We start from the raw sequence: 21185 nt of genomic DNA on the forward strand, positions 1-21185 counted from the left end.
TGTGGTCGCGTGCCTTTCGTCAGAGAGCGATGTCGTGTAGCCGACCGGTCAGGAATTCGGGGCGGCCCACCATCCGGGGTAGCAGCCGGCGCCGGGCGAATCGCCAGCCGGCAGCGGTGCGTATGACGTCGTCGCGGTAGACGCCGAGAAACAAGATGCCGCGGCCATCCGCTGTGCGTCGCGCCCACTCCGTGATGGTGAAGTAGGTCATCGCGGTGTCGCCGTGGACCTCGACGAGACCCTGGTGCAAAGTCTGGAACACGAAGTCCAACCCCGAGACGGTGCGCCCGATCGTTTCGGCGATGGCCGTGCGACCGACCGCGTCCTCGGTGGTGGGTGTCGACAGAACACCGTCTTCGGCATAGGTTTCGACGGCCTCTTCGACGGCGAAGCGGCACATCGCCTCCGAGTAGGAGGCCGCGAGGTGGTTGATCGCGATGATGTCGGCGACCTGCTGTGGGTCGGGCTGGCCGATGATCACGCGACGACCCGCAGGAGTGCCGTGGCGACGACATTGGCCTCGTCGTCGCCCTGGTGCAGCCGGGCACTGACCAGAATGGAGCCCGCTACGTCGGACTCGACCGACGCGTTCGCCACGAACGGACCGGTCCGACCCGCCTTCACGATGCGCACGTCGAGGCTCTGCACGCGTCGAACCCGCCCCGCCGCGTGAAGCGCGGCGGCCTCGAGCGCGACAATGATGGGACCGTGGTGCAGCAGCACGCCGCCGAGTTCGGGCGTGAGCTCCTCGATGACAAACCGTCCATCGCCCTTTAGCCGGGCACTGTAGGCGCTGGCGAGCGGCGGGAGGTCGCCGGTGTCGGGCACCCCGGGGCCGGGGTCGATGTACTCGAAACCCGTACCGGTAGGCGAGATCATCGTCCAGTCGGCGGTCCCGAGGCCGAGGAGCCGGTGCGGATCGTCTTCCGCGGTGATCCGCGCCTCGGTGAAGATCTGGCTGCGCGCCCGCCGTGTCATCGTCCCGCACACGGCCACGGCGTCCACATCTTCGCCCACCGGTCCACACAACTGGATCCCGATGTGTGTGAGTGCCAGTTGCCAGTGCCGATCCACCGCAATACCGGCCGTGTCGAGCATGGCAATCGCGACCGGTGCCGCCAGCAGGCCTTCGCCATGCCGAAGATCGCTGCGCACCGGCATCCGACCGAGTGCGTCGTAGCCCTCACCCAGCACCGACCGGCATCCGAGATACCGATAGCTCATCAAATTCTCGACAGCTTGCGCCCATACCCCGTAAGCCTGGGTGTTCACATGCACTCCCAACGGTCGACAATGACCTAAATGAACTAACTATATACCGGCGCTGGCGCACACGGTTATTCGCCTTCGGCCCCGGCGCCGGCCAGCAGCGGAGCCAACCGCGTGCAGATGGTTTGGACATTGCGCGCGACATCGGCTTCCGCCATGCCACCGATCGACGCCCACAGAAACACGGTCTGTACCGGCGCGCCCGCGGTCAACTCCCGGATCTGGCCCGCCACGGTCTCGGGCGTGCCGTACATGAACGAGTTGAGAGGGCCGTCGCGGCCCTGCCGCACCAAACGTTCGACATCGACCGGCCTGGGCGTCGGGGCGCCGGTTCCCTCCACCATGTGTTTACGATACGAGTCGAGTTGGTGGGCGAGGTGTTTGGACACCATCGGCCAGTCACGTTCGGGATCCTCTGTCACGCAGCCCTGAATCCCGCCGGCCATCACACCCGACGAGACGGGGTGACCGCCCTCGGCGAGACCCTCGGCGTACGGTCTCCACAGCGCGCCATTTGCCGACAGCAGCCGCTCTCCCAGCAGGCCTGCTCGCCGCGCCCCTTTGGGCCCCTGGTAGCCCATCCAGACCGGCACCGGTTGTTGCACAGGCGACGGGCGAACCCCGCCCGGCCCCCATAGCTGACGTAGGCGCCGCACCGCGTCGTCGGTCTGCTTGTAACGCGCCACCATTGACGCCTCGAAGAGATCAAACTCCGGAACGCGGTAACCGGTACCCACCCCGAGATCGAGTCGCCCACCGGACAGGATGTCGACAACGACGCTCTGCTCGGCGATCTCGGCAGGGTGGTGCAACGGGGCGATCAGGATCGCGGTGCCCAACCGGATGCGCCGAGTGCGTGCGGCGGCCGCCGCCGCCATCGTCAGCGGGCTGGTCAGATAGCCGTCGTCGAACAGGTGGTGCTCGGAAAACCACGCCGACGAGGCGCCCAGGCGTTCGGCCTCTTCGCACATCTCGAGTGTGAAACCGTAGAGCCTCGACGGGTCCTGCGCCCACTGCGCCGGATTGCGCAGGTCGAAGTACACGCCTACGTCGATCGCCGAGCGTTGAGGTGAACCCATGGCTGCTACACCGAACCCTTTACATCGGCCAAATACGGTTGATGGGAGCCCAAGCCACCGTCCACGCTGATGACCTGTCCGGTGATGAACCCCGCTTGTGCCGAGCACAGGAAAACGACGAGTGCCGCGATGTCGTCCGGCTGCCCGAGTCGGGGTGTGAGGTGATGGCGGAGCATGAACTCCTTCATCGGGCCCGCATAGGTCTCTTCCGTTGCCGGCGTGACCACCAACCCGGGCGCGATTGCGTTGCACCGCACCCCGGCATTGCCGTATTGCGCAGCCGTGTAGAGCGTTAGCGCGTTGATGCCCGCCTTCGAAACGCCATACGCGGTGTGCCCGGCGTCGCCCGCCAGGCCGGCCCCGGAGGAGGTGTTCACGATGCTCGACTCACCCGCAGCGATGAGATACGGCAGAGCGAGTTTCGTCGCCAGCATGGTGCCCGTCAGGTTGATCCGCAGGCTTTGATCCCACACCTGTGGGTCCATGTCGGCGACATTGAGGTCCCTGGTGCTCGCCAGGTGCGTGGCGGCGGCGTTGTTGTGCAGGATGTCCAAGCGCCCGAACAGTGAAACGGCTCGCTCGATCATCGCCGCAATCTGGCCGGCGTCCCCGAGGTCGACAGCCACCGGTTCGGCTCGGCCGCCCTCCGCGATGATTTCGCTTGCGACCGCCCCGGCGCCGCCAAAGTTGACATCCGCCACCACGACTGCGGCTCCCGCACGTGCCAAAGCCCGCACGCATACGCGTCCGATTCCCGAGGCGGCACCTGTGACGACGGCGACCTTGCCATCCAACAGCTTCGTCACTTCGCCTTCACTCCGGGCGCGACGGGCTGGGAGGTCAGCTCACTGGTGTCGACACCGGCCCAGAAGTCCGTCCACGATGTGGCGCGGGGCAGGTTCGGCGCACCTGCGACCGACCATCCCTCGAAGGCGACCGCCTGCGGTCGCTCGATGTGGTCCGCCGCGTACCAATGGTTTTCGCGCCGGCGAGTAAACAACCACCGCCCGTCGACGCGCTGGTACTCGTCGTCGTACCGGATCGCCATGACAATCCACCGCGCTCCGACCTCGTGCTCGGCACGGCAGTAGACGTTGCCGACTGCATGCGTATCGTCGAGGAGTTCAACGCGATGGCCGACGATCTGGTGCATCGACCGATAGAACTGGCTCACCATCGAGACCAGCGCATCGCGAAGCGCGTCCCGACCGTAGCGATCGCGCCCTACCCGCACGTCGGGAACGAACAGTTCCACCCACGCATCGACGTCGCGATCATCGATGGCCATCGCGTAGCGGATGGGCAACTGCTGGATCTCCAGGGTGTCCTCGATCCGGCGCAGCCGGTCCTCGATTGTCATCCGGCTCATCAATCCTCTTCGATGATGATCGCCATCTCCGGGCAGGCGGCAGCGCCATTGCGGACGACAGCCTCATCACCGGGGTCGACGACGTGGTCCTTCAGGATCGAGTAGCCGGAGTCATCGATAGGAAACAGGTCGGGGTCGACCGCATAGCACTGAGCGTGCCCGACGCACTTCGCCTGTTCGAGCCGAACTTTCATGATCGTGATCCCTCTTGGCCGCCGAATCGAGACTACTTAATAAGGTGACGATACATCTAATTAGTTGAGCTGAATAGTCGCCAGCGTAACGCGTCGACGCCGCGACGAGAACACCGACACCACCGCCGCGGGCGTGTGCCGAACGGTCCGCCCAAAAAGCTGTAGTGGCCGCCCGGGATCAACTTGACTGATTCCCATAGGCTGCCAGCTCGGTCCGCAACCGCTTCTTGTCGAACTTTCCGCTCGCGAGCACCGGTAGTTCGGTTGCGACAACCAGACGCCGCGGCACCTTGTAACCGGCGAGGCTCAGCCGAACCGCCGCCTGAAGCTGTTCCAGCGTCACGGTTGCCCCCGGCCTGGGCACGACAACGGCGCACACCGCCTCGCCCCACCGCGGATCCGGTACGCCCACCACGGCGCAACCGGCGACTTCGGGCAGCTCGCCGATCGCGTTCTCGACCTCAGGCGAGTACACGTTCTCACCGCCGGTGATGATCACGTCCTTCTTGCGGTCGACGAGATAAAGCAGTCCGCGCTCATCGAACCTGCCGACGTCCCCGGTATGGCACCAGCCGTCCCGTAGCGTCGCGAGCGTCGCGGCCGCGTCGTCCCAATAGCCGCGGAACAACGCGTCGGACTGGACCACGATCTCGCCGGGAGAGCCTGGATTCACGTCTTGTCCGTCGTCTCCGACGATTCGTACCCGCACACCCGGGAACGGGTAGCCGACGGAGCGCAGTCGATTGTCGGTCGCTTCCGGGTCGTGCAGCTCGCGCGGCAACCCCGAGACGATGGCCTCGGTCTGACCGTAGAGGTTCAGAAATCCCGCCTGGGGCATCACCGCCATCGCCCGCGCCAACGTGGCGCCGTTCATCGGCGCCGCCGAATACACCACGGTACGAACGGTTTCCAGCGCCCGGCTGCCGTCCGGAAGCGCTTCCAGCAGTGCCTGCAGCATGACGGGCGCCAGGTGCAGCACACTGATCCGCTCGGCCGCAACAAGTTGAACTGCGTCGGCAACGTCGAACTGGTCTTGCAGCACCACCGTTCCGCCCCGCGCGTGCAGCCCACCGATGATGCCGAGGGCACCGACATGGCACATCGGCATGTTGATCAGCCCACGATCGTGCGAGCCCGTCGCCATCTCGGCGTTCATCGCATAGAAGACCCGACGGAGCTCGCGTTGGCCCAGCACACAGCACTTCGACGGTCCAGTGGTACCGCTGGTGAATAGAAGACAGGCGATGTCGTCCGCGCGGGCGCGGTGCAGGGGTTGCTGGGCGGGCGCTGAGTCGATGAAGTCCTCATAGTCGACGAGGCCGGACCGTCGATCACCGATGCACACGATCAACGGCGACCACGTGAGCTGGGGGGATAACTCGTCGAGCACGCCGGCGAACTCGGTCGCGACGAAAATCACCGCGGGCCGGACGCGGTCCAGGGCGTCCTGTAGCTCGACCGGGGATGATCGAAAGTTGACCGCCGCGAGGATGATTCCGCTCAGCTGCGTCGCGGCGGTGATTTCCCCGAATTCGATTGAATTGCGGCTGTAGACGGCGATGCGATCCTGCCGGGCCACCCCCGCAGCCGTCAGCGCCGACACCAGGCGATCTGCCCGTTCGCGGAGCTCGCGGTGGGTGAGCACGCGTTGTTTGTGCCCGTAGGCCACCACATCGGGGTGGCGCAGGGCGTTGTCGACGACGATGTCGCCGAGCGTCAACTCACCTGAGTTCCTGCTGCTCTGCTCCACAGCCGGGTCAGTCGCTGGCGGGAAGCGGCTTAACTTCCTTGATCGCCATGGGTGTCGTGCCGATGGACAACGATCCCTTGCCAGCTCTGGTGACCAGCACTTCAGCACCGTCGGCGGCGACGTAACGCTTGCCCATCACGGTACCGCCGGCGAACGCGTCGACGGTGTATTTGGAATCCACCTTTGGATCCTGCGTGCCGAGCGGTATCGGGACCGCGGGTGCGCCGCCGATCCGTAGGTCATCGAGGGCCTCGGAGCTGCGCACCACGATGAGCTGGGTGTCGCAGACCTGGCTCTGCAGGCGGGTGCCGTTCTTGATCATGCGGGTTCCTTTGTCGCTTCGTTGAATTCGCGAACGAGTTCGCGGCGCAGCACCTTGCCGGTCGCGTTCGTGGGCAGCGTGTTGCGGAAGACGACACGGTCCGGCGTGCGTGATCCGCGCAGTTGCGCGCGGACAAATCCGCGCAAATCCTCCGTGTCCGGCGAAGCACCGGGTGCGGCGACCACGACAGCGACGATGATCTGTCCCCACTGGGGATCCTCGGCGCCGACGACCGCGCAGTCGTGCACGTGCGGATGCTCGACGAGCACGTCCTCGATTTCGGCGGGGGCGATGTTCTCGCCCCCGCGGATGATCGTGTCGTCGGAGCGACCGCCGAGGAACAGGTACCCGTCGGCGTCGAGCTGGGCGACGTCCCTGGTCGGGAACCAACCCTGCTCGTCCAGCACGGAAGCGATACCGGTGTAGCGGCCCGAGACCTGCTCGCCGCGTACAAAAAGCTCGCCGGGCTCGTTCGGCCCGAGAACGGTCCCGTCCTCGGCGCGGATCTGTACCTCGATCGTCGGCACTGGCCGGCCCACCGACCCGAGCCGGCGGTTCACGCTCGCATCGTCTGAGGCCAGCGCGGCGCGGTGGTCGTCCGGGGTGAGCACTGCGATGGTCGAACTGGTCTCGGTCAGCCCATAGGCGTTGACGAAACCCACCTCTGGCAGCAGCGTCAGCGCCTTGCGCACCAGCGGCAGTGCGACCTTCGAGCCGCCGTAGGCCAGGGTGCGAAGCGTCGGCAGTGTCGTCTCGGCGGCGTCCAGCGCGGTGACGATGCGGTCGAGCATCGTCGGAACGACGGTGGCCGACGTGACGGCTTCGACGTCGATCAGGCGCAGCCACTCGGCGGCATCAAACGTGGGCAGGTACACCATCTTGCGGCCCGCGTACAGGTTCGACAGCGCCGCCGACACGCCGGCGATGTGATAGGGAGGCACGCAGATCAGCGCGGCGTCGCCCGGCTGTGCGGAGTCGAAATCGACGGTCCCGGTGATGTAGCTGGTGAGGTTGATGTGACTCAGCTCAACGGCTTTCGGCGTCGATGTAGTTCCCGAGGTGAACAGCACCACCGCCACAGCGTCGGGGTCGACGACTGCGGCCGCAGCTTCTGCAGTGCGGGCGGCACTCAGGAAGTCGGCCGACGAGATCACCTGCCTGCCGGTGGCGCCGACCATGTTCCGGTAGTCGTCCTCGACGATCACCAACGGGCCCGGCAGCCGGCCGATCAGCGTGCGCAGGCCGTCGGCCGAGAGGCGATAATTGAGGGGCGTGACCGGCACCGCCGCGCGCGCAGAGGCGAACAGCAGCAGCGGCAGCATTGCCCCACCGGTGCCGACGTAGGCGACGTGCTGCGCGCCCGACGCCGCGATCACACCCGAACCGCCGTCGGCCAGCGTGGTGAGCTCGGAGACGGTGAGTCGCAGGTCACCGGATACGATCGCGGTGCGATCGGGGTCGGCCAGCCCACCCGCCTGGGCCATCTCCAACAGCAACGAGATGCTCACGGGATCTCCCTAGAACAGGTACCGCGCAATGAGGTCGGCGACGGCCGCCGGCTTGTCGACACCGTCGACCTCGATCGTGTGGCGCACGGTGAGGTTGACCGTCGACTCGTCGACCTTGGTGGCGTCGACGAGCGCCGAGCGCAGCCGAATTCGGCTGCCCGCCCTGACCGGAGCCAGAAAGCGCACCTTGTTCAAGCCGTAATTGATGCCCATCTTGGCGTTCTCCACACGGTAGTTCGCCTTGCTCAGGCCTGGTATGAGCGAAAGTGTCAGGAAGCCGTGGGCGATCGTGGCGCCGTACGGGCTCTCCTTCTCGGCCTTTTCGACGTCGACGTGTATCCATTGCCGGTCGAGTGTCGTCGTTCCGAAGTCATCGATCCGGTCCTGGTCGACGACCAGCCAGTCGCTCACCCCCAGCTCTGCCCCCACCAATCCGACCGCTTCGTCGATGGACGTGATGACCTTCACGACAACCTCGCTTTCACCAACCCACTATCCGGTCATCTATTTAACGGTATAGGCTCGCCGAAGTCACCGCCGGGGCCAATCCCGCTTTCACCGTGAAGGACGACTATGACAGCGACAACACCCAAAGCCGCCATCGTGGCCGCAGCGCGCACGGCGATCGGAACGGCCCGTCGAGGCACCCTCGTCGACGTCGACGCCCGCGAGCTCGCCAAGCCCGTCGTCTCCGCCGCGATCGAGCGGTCCGGTTTCGAGCCCTCCGACTTCGAGGACCTGGTGCTCGCCGAGGTGCTGCAGGGTGGCGGCGACATCGCGCGCTACGTGGCCGTGGATCTGGGGCTCATAAACGTTGCCGGAATGGCCGTCAACCGGCAATGCGCCTCCAGCCTGACCGCCATCGCGGTGGCCGCCGGGCAGATCGCCGCGGGCATGAACACCAGTGTGCTTGCCGGGGGAACCGAGTCCCACTCGACCTCTCCGATGGTCCGCAAGCGCAAGCCCTTCACGTCCGGCAAGGAGCCCGCCGACTACGACGATCGGTGGATGTCGTTGTCGCATCCGCCGACACCCGACGCGCCCGCTGTCGACATGTCGATCACCGTCGCGCACAACTGCGCCGTTCAATACGGGGTACCGCGGACCGCGCAGGACGAATGGGCTCTGCGTAGCCATCAACGCGCCGTCAAGGCTATCGACGGCGGATCTTTCGTCGAGGAGATCGTCCCGGTGACCGTCCCTCGACCCGACGGTTCGGCCATCATTTTCGATACCGACGAGCACCCTCGTCGCGAGTCCAGCATGGAGATCCTGAGCGGCCTGAAAGTGCTGCATCCCGAGATCGACGGCTTCTCAGTGACGGCGGGAAACTCGTCGGGCCTGAACGACGCCGCCGCCGTGGTGGCGCTGACCCGGCCCGACACGACAGCAGACGTGCTCGCGTACGTGCTGTCCTGGAGCGCCGTCGGCGTGGAGCCTAACCGCACCGGCAGTGGCCCGATCTACGCGATCCCGAGAGCATTGGACCTCGCCGGGTTGACGATCGACGACGTCGCGCTCTTCGAGATCAACGAGGCATTCGCCGCTCAAGCCGTCGCCTGCACCAGGGAACTGGGGCTCGACGAGGAGATCGTCAACGTCTACGGCTCCGGGATCAGCCTGGGGCATCCCATCGCCGCCACGGGCGCTCGGATGGTCACGTCGGCGGTCTACGAGCTACGGCGGCGCGGCGGCGGCATCGGCGTGCTGTCGATGTGCGCCGGGGGCGGCATGGGTGCGGCGATGGTCATCGAAGTGAGCTGACAGCCATCGGGTAAAGAGATATATGATTAAACTTTTCATCCGCCGGAAGGACCCATCCCAGCCGATGACCAGCATGTCGACCGTCGAGGTAGCGGAGCTCGCCGGCGCCGTTCGAGCAGTCTGCAACAAGTACGCACAGCCGGAGCAGGTGCTCGCCACGGCCTACGAAAACGCGGACGGCTACGACGAGGAGTTATGGTCGGTGTTGTGCCGGCAGGTCGGGGTGGCCGCGATCGCGATGCCGGAGCATCTCGATGGCGCCGGATACGGCACCGCCGCCCTCGGGGTCGTCGCCCATGAACTCGGTCGGGCGCTGGCACCCGTTCCGTTTCTACCGTCCGCTGTTCTCGCCACGGGACTGCTTGTCGACGTGCACGAGATGAGTTCGCATGCGGCGCAGCTGTTATCCGATCTCGGTGACGGCACGCGGACGGCGGCGGCGATCGTCACCGCCGATGGCGGACCATGGTCGCCCGATGCCGTTCCGTTCACCGCGCACCGGGACGGCGAGGACTGGCGCATCATTGGAGCGTCCCGTCACGTCCTCGGCGGCGCGAGCGCCGACGACCTCGTAATCGCGGCAACCACCGCTGATGGGCTGGCGCTGTTCGTGGTCGACCCGGCCGGCGCGGCGATCACCGCTGAACGGCCGCTGGATGGCACCCGCCCGTTGGCGACCGTCGTCTGCACAGACGCACCCGCCGTACGCATCGCCTCCGCCGGCGTCGAGGAGATCATCGGGCGCAACGTGACGCGCTTGCTCGCGGTGCTGGCCGCCGAACAAGTCGGGGCTTGTGAGCGTCTCCTCGAGCTGTCCACGGAATACGCGCGCACCCGCATCCAGTTCGGCAGGCCGATTGGCGCATTCCAAGCCGTCAAACACCGGTGCGCCGACATGCTGGTGAACCTCGAATGGGCCCGGTCGGCATCCCAGGCGGCACTCCAGGCCTTGGATGACGGCGCCACGAACGCGGAAACGCAATGGCGGGCGAGCATGGCGAAAGCGGTGTGCTCCGAGGCACTGCGCGAGACCGCGCACGCGAACATTCAGGTTCACGGCGGAATCGGCTTCACTTGGGAGAACTCGGCGAACCTGTACGTGCGTCGCGCGCGGTCCGACGAGGCGCTCTTCGGTCTGCCCGGGCGGCACTGGGATGTTCTGGGCGCCTGCATCCGCGCGATGGAGGGCGGGCCGGACGCCGGCGGTCCCGATACCACGAGCGGCATCGGCGCTGCCGCCGCAACGCAGGCACTGCGGTCGCGGATCCGCGAGTTCCTCACGGAGGCACCGAAACCCGCAGGCCTTCGCAACTACGGACCGACTCCCACCCCCGACGACGTCAAGCCGGGTCGCATCTGGCATCGGTACCTCGCCGACCACGGCTACGCGTGCCTGCACTGGCCCGCCGAGTACGGCGGTGCCGACGCGTCCGTGGCGCACCAGGCGATATTCGCCGAGGAGTGCGCCCGAGCCGGGGTGCCACGCCAACTCGGCATCACCGCGATCGATTTGGTCGGACCTGTGCTGATCGCCTTTGGGTCGGATGATCAGAAACGGCGCCACCTCGAGCCGATCCGGCGGGGCGAGGACATCTGGACGCAGTTGTTCTCCGAACCCGGCGCCGGCTCAGACCTGGCCGGAATCCGCACGAAAGCGCAACGCACCGAATCGGGCTGGCGTGTCGACGGGCAAAAAGTGTGGAGTTCGGCGGCCAATTCGGCGGTCTTCGGGCTCCTTCTCGCCCGCACCGGGCCGGACGCGCATGGCGGGCTCAGCATGTTCATCGTCCCGATGGACGCCGATGGTGTGAGAGTGCGCCCACTGAAGCAGATCGACGGCGAGAGCAAGTTCAACGAGGTGTTCCTCGACGCCGTCGACCTTGCCGAATCCGCGCTCATCGGCGAGGTCGGTCAGGGCTGGAAGATCGCCATGCTCACGCTCGGCCGCGAACGACTGACCCTCGGGTCGCAGGCGGTGGGGATGTTCCAGCGTCACGCCCGGATGACCGAGGAGGCTCGTCACCGTGGCTTGTTGGATGCAACGCTGGAGCGCTCCCTGACCAGGCTGTGGTCTCGAATGTGGTTGCTGCGCTTCACCTGGGAGCGCGCCGTCGCCGGCGGCGACACCACATCAGCGGCATTCTCGGTGCTCAAGCTGATGACCTCGGAGACCGATCGCGACCTCGGCGACCTGGCTACTGAGGTGCTCGGGACCGACGTCTGCGTCGAGCCGGACGCTGATGAGTTGGTGCAGCAGATGCTGGTCGGGCGGGCGCAGACGATCCTGGGCGGCACCAGTGAGATCCAGCGCAACATCCTGGGCGAGCGGGTGCTGAAGCTTCCGAAAGAACCTCGGTGGCAATGAGTTCCATCACGGGTTCGCTCGCCACGGCACTTCGACATCGCCTCCGGCCGGGAATGACGATCGCCCTCGGCGACGGAGTCGGCAGCCTGTCCCTGCTGGACGACGGCACGGCCGTGGGCGAAACGCTCAGCGCCGCGGCGCGAGAGGTCGGCGGCATCCGATTGGTGCTGGGGTGGCTACCCGTTGTCCCCAGGGGTGTCGACACCACCGCCTTCGACGAGGTAGTGGCGCTGATGCCCGGCTGGGGTCTGCGCGAGCTGCTCAACCAACCAACCGCGCGCTTCGTGCCGACCAGGCTGACCGGCATCGCCGCCCTGCTCGGCGGCCCGCTCCGCCCCGACCTTCTCGTCACTCGACTAGCCCGCCGCGACGGTTGTCTGCACTTCACCACCGAGGTGTCCTGGCAGCGTGCTGTCGTGGACGCCGGCACGACGACGCTCGCGATCGTCGACGACTCCGCGCCTGCCGCGTCGGCCGAGCCAATCGATTCGGCGGCACTGCTCGTCGTGGCCCACGCCGGGGACCAACCGTTTCGACGGACCGCCAACGATCCCGAAGCCGTACATCTGGCACTCGCCGAGGAGGTCCTACGCTGGATTCCGGCGGGCGCGCGGGTGCAGTACGGCCCCGGACAACTCGGAATCAGCCTGCTGCAGCGCGCCACTGTGCCGCTTCGCGTCGACACGGGCATGATCACCGACGGCGTGGTGGATCTCGACCGACGTGGGCTGCTGATCGGACAGCCCACCGCCACCTACCTGCTCGGCGGCGACGAGCTGTACAACTGGGCCGACGGTCGCGACGTCCTGCACGGGATCGAAGTCACACACGACCTGACCCGGCTGGCGACCGGCGAGCCCTTCGTCGCCGTGAACACCGCGATCGAGATCGACCGGTTCGGTCAAGTGAATGCCGAAGGTCGCGGCGACAAGGTGGTAGGCGGTATCGGCGGGCACCCCGACTACTGCCTCGCAGGCCACATCAACCGGGGGGGCCTGTCCATCATCGCGGTACCTACCTCCGTCAATGGACGCTCGCCGCTCGTCGACCGGCTCAGCCGCCCGGCGTCGACCGCCGCCCACGACGTCGATGTCGTTGTGACCGAAAACGGCAGCGCCGACTTACGTTGCGCGAGTTGGTCTCAGCGCGAAGCACTCATCAGCAAGCTCTTCGACCGGTAAGGAGATCATCGGATATGGGCCAGCTCGACGGCAGGGCCGTCATCGTCACCGGCGGCGGTCGTGGCATCGGACGGGCACACTGCCTCGAACTCGCCGCACGGGGCGCCGCCGTCGTGGTGAACGACCCGGGCGTCGATCGCGACGGAACGGCGAGCGGTAGCGGCAAGCGGCCGGCGGACGAGGTGGCGGAGGAGATCTGCCAGCTCGGCGGCCGCGCTGTGGCTCATCTCGGGTCGGTGACGTCCTGGGCGGACGCCGCCGACATGGTCAGCACCGCGGTGGACACCTTTGGGACGCTCACCGGGATCGTCAACAACGCCGGCATTGTCCGCGACGGCATGATCTTCGGAGCCGACGAGGCGGATTGGGACGCGGTGGTCTCGGTGCACCTGAAGGGAACTTTCGCCGTCACCCGGCACGCGTGTGCCTATTGGCGATCGGCGGCGAAGTCCGGTCAGCCGATAGACGCGCATGTGGTCAACACCGTCTCCGGCGCCGGGTTGTGGGGTAACGTTGGGCAGGCCGCTTACGGTGCCGCCAAGGCCGCGATAGCCAACCTCACCGTGGTGACCGCCATGGAGATGAGGCGTTATGGCGTTGCCGCCAACGCCATCTCGCCACTCGCGGTGACGAGAATCAGTGCGGACTTCTTCGCGGGAGATCGAGCCAACGATCCGGCGCTCGATCCGTCACGGAGTTCAGCGTTGGTCGCGTGGCTGCAGTCGGCCGAGTCATCGTGGCTGACGGGTCAGATTCTTCGGGTCAACGGGCACGCACTGAGCCGCATCGACGGCTTCGCCGAGGCGCCCGGCCGCTACCACGCTAAGGACGGCTCCTCGCTCGACTTCGCCGAATTGGGACAGGCGATGTCGTGGCTCTTCGGCGTCGCACCGAGGGGGCTCGCCGGCCCATTGCCGACCGCGTAGCAATAGGGTTCAATGATCGGATGAAATAGATAACTATTTTATCTGATTAATCATCCTGCCGAGTGTCTTGAGCGTAAGGAATCTCGATGTCACATTCGACGCAGTCCGTGCCGGGAGGCATTACCACCGGCTACGTGACCGATGTCGCCAGGTTCCGGCTGGACTTCCGGCACTATCTGCGCGAGTCCTCCGAGGCGGCCCTCTGGCGGACGGCCGTGTTCGACAACGCCGAAGACCAGATGGCGCACGACAGCGAGGTAATGGCACGACTCTTCGAGGATGGCTGGAACCGCTGGGGCTGGCCCCAGGCCATGGGTGGCTTCGGCGGCGACGCGATCCATCGCGCCTTGTACTACGAGGAACTGGGATTCGCGATGATTCCCATTCCGGCTCAGCAGTGGTCGCTCGAAGTCATGGGGCCAGCCCTGCTCAAGTACGCCCCACAACTGGCGGAGCGCCATCTACCCGACTACCTGGCCGGCAACGAATGGTGGGGACAGGGTTTCTCCGAACCCGAGTCGGGCAGCGACCTGGCATCGTTGCGTACCAGGGCGGTCGACGACGGCACCGGCGGATTCGTCGTCAACGGCCAGAAGATCTGGACCAGTCAGGGAGGCACGGCCAAACGCCTTTTCCTGCTGGTGCGCACCGGCGACCCGGAGTCGCGTCACCGCGGCCTGACGATGCTGTTCGTCGACACCGACACTCCGGGGGTGACGGTGCGGCCCATCGCGCTCGCGAGCGGGCGACGGGAGGTCGCCGAGGTTTTCTTCGATGACGTTCGCGTCCCGCGGGAACGCCTGCTCGGCGACGTCGGAAGCGGTTGGGCGCTGACGATGTTCCTCATGCAATTTGAACGCGGCATGTACGGCTACGCGGTGCTCAACAAGGTGCTGACGGAGCTCGGCCGGCTGCGCACCCACATGGTCGCCGACGGAGCGTCCGGCGAGATGCGCAAGCGCTTCGCGCGGGTGTATGTCGATGTGGCGGCCGCCCAAGCCCGCACCGCCGCGACCGTGCGCCGGATCGCGCGGGGCGAGCTCATCGGGCCGGACAGCAGCGTGGACAAGCTGTTGTTCGGACAGGCGGAGAAAACCGCCAACGACCTGATTCTCGACGTCCGACGCAGTTGGATGATAGCGGGGCCGTCGGGACCGAAGTCGAATGAACTCGACACCGCGCGGGCCGAGTGGTGGTACTCCCGCGCGGCCACCATCATGGGCGGCGCCGCCGAGGTTCAGCGGGGCATCATCGCCGATCATCTGCTCGGGCTGCCGAAGGAGAAGCGATGACCGCCCCCATTCATGCGGACGACGAAGCGCTCGACGAGTCGTGGACCATGGTCTCCGAAGCCGTGTCACGACTCTTCGAGGACATCGCCGGGCGGCATGCTCATGTCCCGATCGAGCCAGAGTTGCAGCCACTCGGCTGGGATGAGATCGAAGCCGAGTACCCGATCGCCGCAACCGCCCTGCTCTTCGATGCGCAGGGCAGGTCGCTGGCCACGACGAATTGCCTTACCCGCGTGATGATCGCCGAGCTCGCCGCGCTCTTCGACGGCGCCGTAGACGGACTGGTGCTGCCCGAGCCGGCGAATGGGTCCGCCCCGGCGTCCGGCGGAAACCGCATCACCGGAATGGTGCTCGGGCCGCCCGCCGGGCGGCTGATCGTGCCCGTCTCCGGTGAACTCGGCACGGTGTCGATCGGCGTGGTCGATGCCGACCTGCTGCACGCAGAGCGCATCGACACCTTCGACCCGTCAGTACACTGGACCAGGGTCGAGGGTCCGCTGGACATCACCCTCACCAAGGCGACGGACGAGTGGCGCCGTGCCGTCGCAGCCGCCCAGAGAGCGCTCAGCACCGAGCTGCTGTCCCTTGCCACGCGCGCACTCGATATCGCGACGGAGCAGGTGGGTGCCCGTCGGCAATTCGGTGTCTCGATCGGATCGCTGCAGTCTCCCCGGCACGCGCTCGCTGAGGCTGCCGCACAGATCGCCGGGGCTCGAGCCCTTCTCGACCAGTCGTGGCGCTTCGGCGGGCGCCTGTCCGCACTCGCCGCCAAGACGGCCGCCGGACGGGCGCATCGCACCGTCGTCGACGTTGCGCTACAGGTCTGCGGTGCGATCGGCCTGACGGCCGAGCACCGGCTGCACCGCTACGTATCGCGGGGATTCCAGCTCGACGCCCTGTGCGGTGATCACGACCGGCTGGAAACCGAGCTGGCCGGGTACCTGTTCGACGTGGACGCGGGCGACCGGGCCCTGCCCAACCTCATCTCCTGGACCTAGCCTGGATCGAAGGAAGTCGATGCGCCGCAACATCTTCGAGGAAGTTCACGACGATTTCCGGGCGACCGCACGTCGGTTCTTCGAACGCGAGTGCGTGCCATACGTCGACGACTGGGAGCGCGACGGCAAGGTAAGTCGCGAAGCCTGGTTGGCTGCCGGCGAACACGGCCTGATCGGTTGGGAGTTCGACCCGAAGTACGGCGGGCTGGGCGTCAAAGACTTCCGCTTCAACCAGATCATCTCCGAGGAGATGTTCATGACCGGCTCGGTCGGTATCGGTCTCGGGGTGCAGAACGACATCCTGGTGCCGTATCTGGATCGACTCACCACGGAGGAACAGAAGGAACGCTGGCTGCCGAAGTTCATCGCAGGCGAGTACATCGGCTCGATCGCGATGTCCGAGCCCGGTGCCGGATCGGATCTGGCCGGCATCAAGACGACGGCGCGCGACGACGGTGACCACTGGATCGTCAACGGGCAGAAGACCTTCATCAGCAACGGGCTGCAGTCAAAGCTGGTCTTGACCGCCGTCAAGACGGACCCGTCCGCGCGGCATAAGGGCATCAGCCTGCTGATGATCGAGGACGGGATGGAGGGTTTCACCCGGGGCCGCAAGCTCGACAAGATCGGCCAGTATTCCGCCGACACCGCGGAACTGTTCTTCGAGGACGTGCGCGTGCCCAAGCAGAATCTGGTGGGCGAGCTGAACCGCGGCTTCTATCACCTCGTATCGAACCTTCCCAGCGAGCGGGTCGGCGTCGCATGCTATGCGTTGCCCGCGGCCCGCAGAGCGCTCGATCTGACCAAGGCGTACGCGTCGGAGCGCACGGCGTTCGGACAACCGATCGGCACGTTCCAGGTGAACCGTCATTTCCTCGCCGAGATGCAGACGAAATTGGATGCGGCGCAGTGCTATCTGGACCAGTGCGTGCTGTCGGTAAACGACGGCACGCTCAGTGACGAGGACGCCGCCGGCCTGAAGTGGTGGACCTCGGAAGTGCAGTGGGAAATCATCGACCGCTGCCTGCAATTGCACGGCGGCTATGGCTACATCAACGAGTACGAGATCGCCCGGCTGTGGCGGGATTCCCGCGTCCAGCGGCTGTACGCAGGCACGACTGAGATCATGAAAGATCTGGTCGGCCGGGCGATGGGTTACTGACTGCTACGACAACGAAGGGGTGCGCCGTGGAGGTCACCAATCTTCGCGAGCCGAAGATGGCCGAACGGGTCGCCGCCATCCTTCGCAAGATGTTCATCCGAGGCGAACTCGCCGAGGGCACGATGCTGCCGCCCGAATCGGAGCTCATGGCGCGCTTCGGCGTATCCCGACCCACGCTACGGGAGGCATTCCGCGTCCTCGAGTCGGAGTCGTTGATCACCATCCAGCGCGGTGTCCGCGGGGGTGCTCGGGTCACTCGGCCGCGGCGGGAGACGCTGGCGCGGTACGCCGGCCTCATCCTCGAGTACGAGGGGGTCACGCTCAAGGACGTCTACGACGCGCGCGTCGAGCTCGAGGCGCCGATGGTCGTTCAGCTGGCCAAGGACCGCAAGTCCGACGTCATCGCCGAGCTGGAGGCGATCGTTGAGCGAGAGGCCGCGCTGACGCCAGGCACGGCGGCGATCGATACGCTGACCGACTTCCACGCGGCCATCGCCAGGTTGTCGGGCAACAAGACGTTACAGATCGTCAGTTCCATGCTGCACCACATCGTCGAGACCGCGAACCGCTCGCTTCAACCGACCGACAACAGCAGGGCGCAACAGGCGGTTCGCCGGTCGGCTAAGACGCATCGCATGCTATTGGAACTCATCAAGGCGGGCCAGGCCGACAAGGCCGGCGAGCTGTGGCAGCGCCACCTTCGCAAGACCGAGGAGTTTGTCCTCAGCGGCGCGGAATTGTCGACCGTCGTCGACCTTCTCGAATAGGCCGCCCCGCTGCTACTTCCGTTGCGACCGGCTGCGGAAGGCAGCCACCCGCTCCTGGAACTCCGGGGTGGAAAACGACGTGTACTCCTCGGCCAACGCGTACTCCAGCACACCTAAAGCGGCGCGGGAAAGATGCATATTCATCGCAACCTTGGTGGCGCGCAACGCCTGCGGCGGTAATGAAGCGAGTTTCTCGCCGAGCGCGAGCGCCTCATCGAGCACGGCGTCGTCGGCGGCAATCTTGGTGACCAGGTTGAGTTTGTCTGCGTCGGCTGCGGTGATGCGGTCCCCGAGAAGGACATACTCCTTGGCCTTCATCAGTCCGATGAGCAATGGCAGCATCGCCGCGCCGCCGTCCCCCGCGACGAGGCCAACCGCAACGTGTGGGTCGGCTAGGTAGCTGCTGTCCCCCATCACCAAGAAGTCGCTCAGGAGCGCGATCGAACACCCCAGGCCGACGGCCGGTCCGTTCACCGCCGACACCAACGGCTTGGGGAAGCCGATCACTTCGAGGAACACCGTGCGCGCTTCCTGAATCTGAAACTGCCGGGCGGCGGGGTCCTCGATCAGACGGCCGAACATCACCATGTCGCCGCCGGCCGAGAACGCCTTGCCCACACCGGTGGTGACGACGGCACGCACGTCGTCATCCGCGGCGAGTTTGCGCCAGATTGTCGCAAACGCGTGATGTACGGCTTCGTCGACGGCGTTGAACGCCTCGGGGCGATTGATCCGCACGACGTGTACGGCGCCGATCTTCTCGACAAGAAGCTCGGGAGCGAACTCCTCGTACCCGGTCAACGTGGCACTTTCGGTCGTCGTCATGGCGCTCCTGTCAGTTTTTGTCAGTGGAGAGGATAGTCACTGCCGATACGGCGGTCGGGCCGCCGATGTTGTGCGCCAGTGCAATTCGTGCGCCGTCGACTTGGTTCTCGGCTTGTCCGCGAAGCTGATTGAACAATTCATAACACTGCGCGACACCGGTGGCTCCCGGCGGATGCCCTTTGGCCTTCAGTCCCCCACTGGGATTGACCGGGATCGGACCGCCGACATAGGTGTCTTTGCCCTCGATCAGCTTGTAGGCCTCGAACCTCTCCGCGAAGCCGAGATCCTCGTAGCTGATCAACTCGACACCGCTGAAACAGTCGTGCACTTCAGCAACGTCGATATCGCGCGGGGTGACGCCGGCCATCGTCATGGCAGCCTTCGCGGCCCGCACGGTAGGCGGGAACGTGGTCATGTCGAGCTTGTGCTGATGCATTACCCTGTCCATGCCCAGTCCGACCCCGCGCACCCACACTGGCTGATCGGTGTATCTGTCGGCGACGTCCTCGGCGGCGAGGATCACCGCGGCGGCACCATCGCTCTGCGGCGTGCAGTCGTACAGGCCGAATGGCTCCACCACGATCGGTGCGGTGAGCGCCTGCTCGACGGTGATCTCATAGCGCAACTGAGCCTTCGGATTCGTCAGCGCGTGGTAGTGGTTCTTCACCGACACCATCGCCATGTGCTCCCTGGTGGCCGGAGACTCGTACAGGTACCGAGTCACATGGAGGGCGAAGTTGGCGGGCGCGACGAGACCCAACGGGTAGTCCCAGGCGTTGTCGCGCGTCATCGCCGCCCAGTCCCAGAACGTCGTGTTCGACGCCGTCTCGCGGACCTTGTCGGCGCCGACGACCAGCACCACGTCGTACCATCCCGCGGCGATGGCCATCACACCGTTGCGGATCGCGTCATTGCCTGTAGCACAGGCGTTCTCGACCCGAGTGACCGGTATGCCAGTGAGGTCCAGCGTGTCGGCCAGGATCCCGGACGGGAACCCGTCAGTGGTGGCCAGTTCTCCGAACCACGCCGCCTCAATCTCCGGCTTACTGATGCCCTTGTCTACCCTGCACGCCGCTTCGGCATAAGCCATCGGAATCAGGTCTTTGATACCCAGGTCGAAGTGCTCGCCAAACGGCGTCATCCCGGCACCGACGATCGCCACGTTCCTCATGCCGACACCTCCTCGGCCGGGCGACCCGGCCAGAACATGTATCCATAGTCAGGCACGCCCGCGCGGGTCGCGATCCTGCGCAACACCACTGATCCGGACTGACCGATCGTCACCTCGCCAGCCGGGTTTCCGGTGACCTTCAACAGGACCCGTACCGGGCTGTTATCCAGAGCCACCACCGCCAGCGAGTAAGGACCGGGCAGATCGGGCACCGGAATCCGTACGGTCGTGTGGGTATAGACGGCGCCGGTGCGCGGTAGCGGCTCCAGCCGGTACTGCGCGGCTAGTGTTCCCGACTCATCCACGCGGCGGCGCGGCGGAAACTGGGGGTTGCCGTCGATGCCAGGGCGTTCGTCGAACACGGCTGCCTCCCAGCGGATCTTGGCCTCGAATGCTCGCGCATAAGCCGGCATCGATATCGGAATGCCTACGCCGTCGGCTGTCTTCGTCGGCGGCAGCTCCCGCGGCTCCATCTCGTCACGCGCGACACGTACGGCGCCGGCACCCGCGAGTTCGGCGACGCTGATAGTCGCCTGCTCCACGGCGATCACCAGACCCGTCGTGCCGGCGTCGAGCGCGTCGGCAATCAATCCAATCAGCACGCTACCCGCCGCCGTCGAGTCGACAGACGCCGACGCGGCGTTGAGGTCGGCACCGAGCACCGCGGGCTTCGCCCCCGCGACGGCCGCGACGCGGGCGCCCGGTGCCATGCCGAGACGGGCGAAGGTCGCTCGCACGCCCGACTCACGCTCCAACCGCGGGTCGGCGTAGTCGTGCCGCGATCCGTCGTCGCCGCGGGCGATCATCGGCAGGCTTCGCGTGACTCGGCCGACGGGATCGAGCGTCGCACCGTCGTTCCCGGTCAACAGCGCCGCCGCGCCGGCGTACCGAGCGTCGTCGTCGGCGGCGATCACCAGCGTGCCCGGAGTGGCCGCGACGATTTGATCCAGCACCGCCGGTGCCCCGCCGAGGACCTCGACGGCGCAGGTGTCCGCGGGCAGTCCCAGGCCGGCCAGCAGCACCGCACCGTTACCGCCTTCGATCAGGGGGAAGTTCCGGGAGACCAGCACCACTCGCCGGGCCGGTGTCCCTGCGAGAGCGGCCCGGCCGGCGGCCACGGCCATGGTGACCGCGTCCTCGTCGGGACCACGTACCCGACGACCGCCAGTTATCCATGGCGGCCGGTAGGTGCCGATCGCGGCCACCTGAGTCATGAGCGATCCCTTTCCAGTGGGCGAGCGCC

At 66.3% G+C, this 21185-nt stretch carries 21 protein-coding genes; 8 read left to right on the forward strand and 13 right to left on the reverse strand.

Translation table 11 applies throughout. The features are described from left to right. Window positions 1–19 precede the first annotated feature (19 nt). The 10 genes from A9X04_RS23950 to A9X04_RS23995 all read right to left on the reverse strand — a co-directional run bounded on the left by A9X04_RS23950 (window position 20) and on the right by A9X04_RS23995 (window position 7959). A complete protein-coding gene (locus A9X04_RS23950) occupies window positions 20–481 on the reverse strand; it encodes a nuclear transport factor 2 family protein (RefSeq protein ID WP_067925963.1) in 462 nt (153 codons plus the stop codon). Beyond that, window positions 478–1272: a hypothetical protein gene (locus A9X04_RS23955; RefSeq protein WP_231984264.1), complete on the reverse strand. Its 795-nt coding sequence runs from the start codon at window positions 1270–1272 to the stop codon at window positions 478–480. Before A9X04_RS23955 ends, A9X04_RS23950 begins: the two co-directional genes overlap by 4 nt. A gap of 65 nt (window positions 1273–1337) precedes the next feature. Beyond that, entirely contained in the window at window positions 1338–2348 is a 1011-nt protein-coding gene (locus A9X04_RS23960) for an LLM class flavin-dependent oxidoreductase (protein WP_231984263.1), read from the reverse strand. A gap of 5 nt (window positions 2349–2353) precedes the next feature. Next, window positions 2354–3154 carry an SDR family NAD(P)-dependent oxidoreductase gene (locus A9X04_RS23965; protein WP_067925967.1) on the reverse strand — a complete coding sequence of 267 codons (801 nt, stop codon included), beginning with the start codon at window positions 3152–3154 and terminating at the stop codon, window positions 2354–2356. Then, window positions 3151–3717, reverse strand: a complete 567-nt coding sequence (locus A9X04_RS23970) for a nuclear transport factor 2 family protein (protein WP_067925969.1) — start codon at window positions 3715–3717, stop codon at window positions 3151–3153. Before A9X04_RS23970 ends, A9X04_RS23965 begins: the two co-directional genes overlap by 4 nt. After that, window positions 3717–3911 carry a ferredoxin gene (locus A9X04_RS23975; RefSeq protein WP_067925972.1) on the reverse strand — a complete coding sequence of 65 codons (195 nt, stop codon included), beginning with the start codon at window positions 3909–3911 and terminating at the stop codon, window positions 3717–3719. The genes A9X04_RS23970 and A9X04_RS23975 overlap by 1 nt, the downstream gene beginning before the upstream one ends. A gap of 178 nt (window positions 3912–4089) precedes the next feature. Continuing rightward, on the reverse strand, window positions 4090–5631 hold the full coding sequence (locus A9X04_RS23980; protein WP_231984262.1) for a class I adenylate-forming enzyme family protein: 1542 nt from the start codon (window positions 5629–5631) through the stop codon (window positions 4090–4092). A 37-nt stretch (window positions 5632–5668) separates the two neighbouring features. After that, the gene (locus tag A9X04_RS23985) at window positions 5669–5983 is read right to left on the reverse strand and encodes a hypothetical protein (RefSeq protein WP_067925975.1); all 315 of its coding nucleotides are present in this window, start codon (window positions 5981–5983) and stop codon (window positions 5669–5671) included. Next, window positions 5980–7491: a class I adenylate-forming enzyme family protein gene (locus tag A9X04_RS23990; RefSeq protein ID WP_067925978.1), complete on the reverse strand. Its 1512-nt coding sequence runs from the start codon at window positions 7489–7491 to the stop codon at window positions 5980–5982. Before A9X04_RS23990 ends, A9X04_RS23985 begins: the two co-directional genes overlap by 4 nt. Window positions 7492–7500: 9 nt before the next feature. Then, the gene (locus tag A9X04_RS23995; protein WP_067925986.1) at window positions 7501–7959 is read right to left on the reverse strand and encodes a MaoC family dehydratase; all 459 of its coding nucleotides are present in this window, start codon (window positions 7957–7959) and stop codon (window positions 7501–7503) included. 105 nt (window positions 7960–8064) lie between these two features. Between A9X04_RS23995 and A9X04_RS24000 the strand changes: the two genes are divergently transcribed. From A9X04_RS24000 to A9X04_RS24035, 8 genes are all read left to right on the forward strand, one after another. Beyond that, window positions 8065–9255, forward strand: coding sequence for a thiolase family protein (locus A9X04_RS24000; protein WP_067925988.1), 1191 nt, complete (start codon window positions 8065–8067; stop codon window positions 9253–9255). A 64-nt stretch (window positions 9256–9319) separates the two neighbouring features. Then, the gene (locus A9X04_RS30010) at window positions 9320–11620 is read left to right on the forward strand and encodes an acyl-CoA dehydrogenase (RefSeq protein WP_082962532.1); all 2301 of its coding nucleotides are present in this window, start codon (window positions 9320–9322) and stop codon (window positions 11618–11620) included. Continuing rightward, complete coding sequence (locus A9X04_RS24010) at window positions 11617–12801, forward strand: acetyl-CoA hydrolase/transferase C-terminal domain-containing protein (RefSeq protein WP_067925991.1); 1185 nt, start codon at window positions 11617–11619, stop codon at window positions 12799–12801. The genes A9X04_RS30010 and A9X04_RS24010 overlap by 4 nt, the downstream gene beginning before the upstream one ends. A gap of 14 nt (window positions 12802–12815) precedes the next feature. Further along, window positions 12816–13727 (forward strand): SDR family NAD(P)-dependent oxidoreductase, encoded by a 912-nt coding sequence (locus tag A9X04_RS24015; protein WP_067925994.1) that lies wholly within the window; start codon window positions 12816–12818, stop codon window positions 13725–13727. A gap of 86 nt (window positions 13728–13813) precedes the next feature. Beyond that, window positions 13814–15019 carry an acyl-CoA dehydrogenase family protein gene (locus A9X04_RS24020; protein WP_067925998.1) on the forward strand — a complete coding sequence of 402 codons (1206 nt, stop codon included), beginning with the start codon at window positions 13814–13816 and terminating at the stop codon, window positions 15017–15019. After that, entirely contained in the window at window positions 15016–16017 is a 1002-nt protein-coding gene (locus tag A9X04_RS24025) for an acyl-CoA dehydrogenase family protein (RefSeq protein WP_067926000.1), read from the forward strand. Before A9X04_RS24020 ends, A9X04_RS24025 begins: the two co-directional genes overlap by 4 nt. A 19-nt stretch (window positions 16018–16036) precedes the next feature. Next, entirely contained in the window at window positions 16037–17179 is a 1143-nt protein-coding gene (locus A9X04_RS24030; protein WP_067926002.1) for an acyl-CoA dehydrogenase family protein, read from the forward strand. Between the two features lie 26 nt (window positions 17180–17205). Continuing rightward, window positions 17206–17946 carry a FadR/GntR family transcriptional regulator gene (locus tag A9X04_RS24035; RefSeq protein ID WP_067926004.1) on the forward strand — a complete coding sequence of 247 codons (741 nt, stop codon included), beginning with the start codon at window positions 17206–17208 and terminating at the stop codon, window positions 17944–17946. Window positions 17947–17958: 12 nt separating this feature from the next. Here the strand turns inward: A9X04_RS24035 and A9X04_RS24040 are convergent, their stop codons facing one another. From A9X04_RS24040 to A9X04_RS24050, 3 genes are read right to left on the reverse strand one after another with little or no spacing between them, the layout of a single operon-like run. Further along, window positions 17959–18771, reverse strand: coding sequence for an enoyl-CoA hydratase/isomerase family protein (locus A9X04_RS24040; RefSeq protein ID WP_067926006.1), 813 nt, complete (start codon window positions 18769–18771; stop codon window positions 17959–17961). A gap of 10 nt (window positions 18772–18781) precedes the next feature. Further along, window positions 18782–19942 carry a beta-ketoacyl synthase N-terminal-like domain-containing protein gene (locus A9X04_RS24045; RefSeq protein ID WP_067926008.1) on the reverse strand — a complete coding sequence of 387 codons (1161 nt, stop codon included), beginning with the start codon at window positions 19940–19942 and terminating at the stop codon, window positions 18782–18784. Then, complete coding sequence (locus A9X04_RS24050; protein ID WP_067926010.1) at window positions 19939–21156, reverse strand: Zn-ribbon domain-containing OB-fold protein; 1218 nt, start codon at window positions 21154–21156, stop codon at window positions 19939–19941. The genes A9X04_RS24045 and A9X04_RS24050 overlap by 4 nt, the downstream gene beginning before the upstream one ends. Window positions 21157–21185: the final 29 nt, after the last annotated feature.

It is taken from the genome of Mycobacterium sp. E3247 (assembly GCF_001667785.1).
In the GTDB taxonomy this organism is placed as follows: Bacteria; Actinomycetota; Actinomycetes; order Mycobacteriales; family Mycobacteriaceae; genus Mycobacterium.